Origin of the sequence: Pseudomonas sp. R62, from assembly GCF_000257605.1 — a bacterium.
GTDB classification, from domain to species: Bacteria; Pseudomonadota; Gammaproteobacteria; order Pseudomonadales; family Pseudomonadaceae; genus Aquipseudomonas; species Aquipseudomonas atacamensis.
Genome location: NZ_JH635998.1, coordinates 746,180 through 750,111 on the forward strand (window position 1 = coordinate 746,180; position 3,932 = coordinate 750,111).

3 protein-coding genes are annotated in these 3,932 nt (G+C 63.0%); all 3 read right to left on the bottom strand.

Annotated elements, in window-relative coordinates; all coding sequences use genetic code 11:
* The coding region (locus tag OQK_RS31025; RefSeq protein ID WP_038860567.1) for a serine hydrolase at positions 1-252 on the bottom strand (252 nt) is incomplete at its 3' end.
* A 210-nt stretch (positions 253-462) separates the two neighbouring features.
* Entirely contained in the window at positions 463-2,931 is a 2,469-nt protein-coding gene (locus OQK_RS04830) for a beta-galactosidase (RefSeq protein WP_016771372.1), read from the bottom strand.
* 95 nt (positions 2,932-3,026) lie between these two features.
* The coding region (locus tag OQK_RS04835) for a helicase C-terminal domain-containing protein (RefSeq protein ID WP_038860569.1) at positions 3,027-3,932 on the bottom strand (906 nt) is incomplete at its 5' end.

Here is a 3,932-nt window from a genome sequence, read left to right on the forward strand (position 1 = left end):
GCCTTCAGCGACCAGTTGCAGCGCGGTGACGGCGGTGAAGGTCTTGGTGCAGGAGAACAGGTTGGCGATGGTGTCGCTATGCCAGGCTTCGGCGCCGTCCTTGTCGGCAGTACCGGACCAGAGGTCGAGGACGGTTTCTCCACCGACCTTGATGCACAGGGCTGCGCCGCGTTCCTGGGGATCGTCGAACAGTGCGGCGAAAGCCTCGCGCACCGCTTCGAATTGAAGCTCGTAATGTCCCTGAATCTGCACCCGCAACTCCCCCGCGAAAACGCTCTACAAAGTGGCCCGCATTGTTCCAGCCCTTGAGGGATTTGGGAACAGGCGCGGGCCAGACGGTTGATCGGCAATTTGTGGTGATCCCTTCGCGAGCAGGCTCGCTCCCACACTGGATCTCAACAGCAGCGCAGTTCCCCTGTGGGAGCGAGCCTGCTCGCGAAGAACGATAACGCGGTCTGAAACCTAGTGACCATTCCCCGAATGCCCACCCGCCTGTGCAGCCCCCGGCGCTTTGCCAGCCTCGGCCTTGCGCCCGCCTTCAATCTCTGCAACCGGTGCTTTCTGCGCCTCCTTGCCCAATTGCTCCAGCGCCTGCAGATTGCTCTTACGCACCGCCTCGACAAAACCCTGATACGGCAGGTCAGTGACCCCGACCAGACCGAAATGGCCGTTCTCGCCGTCGAGCAAACGCCCGGTCACCGGTTGGTCGAGATACTGGAACCAGTGCACGCCGACAATCGACGGTTCGCTCAGCGCCTGTTTGAGGAAGTTGGCATAAGCCGGGCCGCGATCTTCTTCCTTGGCCAGCTGCGTCACGCCGCCCCAGAACGGGCCTCGGTCGGCCGAGCCGAAGTTGAATTCAGTGATCAGTACCGGTTTGTCCAGCGCCGCCAGTGCGGCGAAGTCATAGCCGTCCTGCGGCTTGAGCGTGTACATGTTGAAGCTCAACACATCGCAGTACTGCGCGCAGGAGGCCACGGCTTCAGGCGTACTGGTGGCGAAGCGACCGCCAAGGAGCATCTGGTTCGGCGCGTGCCATTTCAGCGAATCGGAAATGGTCTTGAAATAGGTATCGGCGAAGACCTTCTGGAAGTATTTGAAATCCGCTTCGATCTCCGGATGCTCAGGGTTCGGCAATGGCGGCACGAAGCCCGGATCTTCCATCAACTCCCACGCCGGTAGCTCGATACCCCAGGCCTTGGACAGTCCGGCCTGATTGCGGTACTTGTCGCGCAATTGCTTGAGAAAGGCGCGTTTGGCCGGCACGTCGGTGGTCATTTTCAACGTGCCGTAGGCCAGCGCGTAGCGAGCCTTCGGATCGTCGCCAGGGCCAGCCCAGGCCAGTTCGTTGTCGGCGTAATAACCGATCAGCCACGGATCGTCACGGTGATCGCGGGCGGCAATGGCCACGGCGCGCTCGGTGGCCATGGCGAAACGCGGATCGAACGGATCCGGCATGCCGCCCCACCAATCGCTGCCGGTGCTGATGCTGGTGTAATCGCCGACGATCGACAGCGGCAAGGTGTACGGCACGCGCTCAGCGTCAGCCAGCGACGGCGCGCTCCAGTTGCCCACCGTGTTGAAGCCCCAGGCTTGCAGCCGATCGAGGGTATGCCGGGTCCAGCGTTCTTCATCAATTCTGGCTTTGCACGGAGCGGTTTCCTCGCTGGACGCTTGCACCGCATCGGTCTGCGCCGCTTCGGCAATGCCGGATTTTGGCTCAGCAGGCACCGCTGCGGTTTCAGCAGCCTGCACCGAGCCGGCCTCAGCCGCGCCCGCCTTTGCCGCTTCGGCAATCCCGGCCTTGTTGTCGCTGTCGGCCTTGCACGGTTCGCCGTACAGGCGTTGCAGATTGGCGCCATAGAAGTCGTACCAGCGGCCGTTGCCGTAGCCACGGCCCTTACCGGCACCGTTGCCGCCACGGTTGTCGCCCTCGCCGAAATGCGCGGCCAGCGGGTCGTCGTTCTTCGGCAACGATTCGAACATGTACTCACGACCAGCCACGTAGGTCTGGTTGACCTGCGGGCTGACGGTGTTGACGCCCAGCGAATAGAACGGGTGGCCTTCAGGGGTCACCAGATACCAGCGGCCATCACGTTTTTCCGTGCGGAAGAAGCCGCTGGCCTTGAACGCCGGGCCTTTGTTCCAGCCGCCGAACTTGTCCAGCGAAGCCTTTTCACGCTCAGTCAGCCACGTATTCAGTTGTTGCTGCTCTTTGCTGGCGGCGCTTTTAAGTTGCTCGTCGCTGCTGACTTTTTCCGGCCATTTACTGCGGGTTGACTGCCCGTATGCGTCGACCAGATTGCCGTACACCGCGCGCGTCACCGACTCGCCGTCCTGCACGCCGAAACGCTCGAGCAACAGGCTCTGCGCAACTTTCGGCTGATCCATCGACAGACTTACCGAAACCACCTGGCTGCGATCGATCTCGCCGGTGCTGCTGGCCAGCAGGATGCGTTGGCCATCGACGGTCATCGGCATCGGCGGCCCGGCTTTCATGCCTTGGCTCAGCGGCGTCGACGCCACCAGCGGCACCAGCAAGGTTTGCGCGGGGCCAGCCGGCAGATCGACGCGGCTGACCAGGGTGCGGCCGTCGTTGCTCTGGATCTGCACATAAACCGTCACCGCCCAGTTCATCGCACTCTGCAGACGCAGAGTCATCATGCCGGACTGCGACCAGTCCCAAGCGCCGGTCTGTGGGGTCAGGCGCAAGGTCGGGCGGGCGACCGGGTTGAACGTCACCCGACGCAGCACTTCGCCTTCCGCGGTCTGTTCGGCATTGGCCTGGGGCAGGTCGGCGTTTTCCGTGGCGACCTTGACCACGTCGGCCGGGCGTACGAAGTTGAACAGCGTCTGCTGACCGGCGGGCGCGGCCAGCAACGGCGCGGCAAAGAACATGGCGAAAACGGCGGGCAACGAACGGCGGATCATAAGAACGGAGTTCTCCCTAACGACCAGTCAAGGCCAATGGAAAAGCGGTGGCAGAGAGATAGACAACGCGGCGGGCCAATCGGCCCACCCGCGTCTCAGGATATTTCACGTCGGAAAGGAGGCAACGCATTGAGGATCGCCTTGCCGTAGCGCTGGGTGACCAGACGCCGGTCGAGCAAGGTGATGGTGCCGCGGTCTTCTTCGGTGCGCAGCAGACGCCCGCAGGCCTGAACCAGTTTCAGCGAGGCATCGGGCACGGAGATTTCCATGAACGGATTGCCGCCACGCGCCTCGATCCACTCCGACAACGCGGCCTCGACCGGATCATCGGGCACCGAGAACGGAATCTTGGCGATCACCACGTGCTCGCAGTAGGCACCCGGCAAATCGACACCCTCGGCAAAACTGGCCAGCCCGAACAGAACGCTGGAATCACCGCCATCGACCCGCGCCTTGTGCTTGTTGAGGGTTTCCTGTTTCGACAGGTTGCCCTGAATGAACACTTGCTTGCGCCAGTCGCGGTCGAGACCGTCGAACACGTCCTGCATTTGCTTGCGCGAGGAGAACAGCACCAGCGTGCCACGCGACCCTTCGACCAGATCCGGCAGTTCACGGATGATCGCCGCCGTATGGGCAGCGGCATCGCGCGGGTCGGCCTTCAGGTCCGGCACGCGCAATACGCCAGCATCGGCATGATGGAACGGGCTCGGCACCACCGCCGTGACAGCTTTTTTCGGCAGACCGGCGCGCATGCGGAAACGGTCGAAAGTGCCCAGCGCCGTCAGCGTCGCCGAGGTCACCAGGCAGCCGTAAGCGACGTTCCACAAACTGCGACGCAAGGTTTCCGCCGCCAGAATCGGGCTGGCGTTGACCTCGATGTCGAACAGCGAACCGCTTTCGGCCAGGGTCAGCCAGCGGGCCATGGGCGGGCTGTCTTCCGGGTCTTCGGCGGTGAACGCGGTCCACAATTCCCAGTTGCCGGAAGCGCGGGACAACAGGCT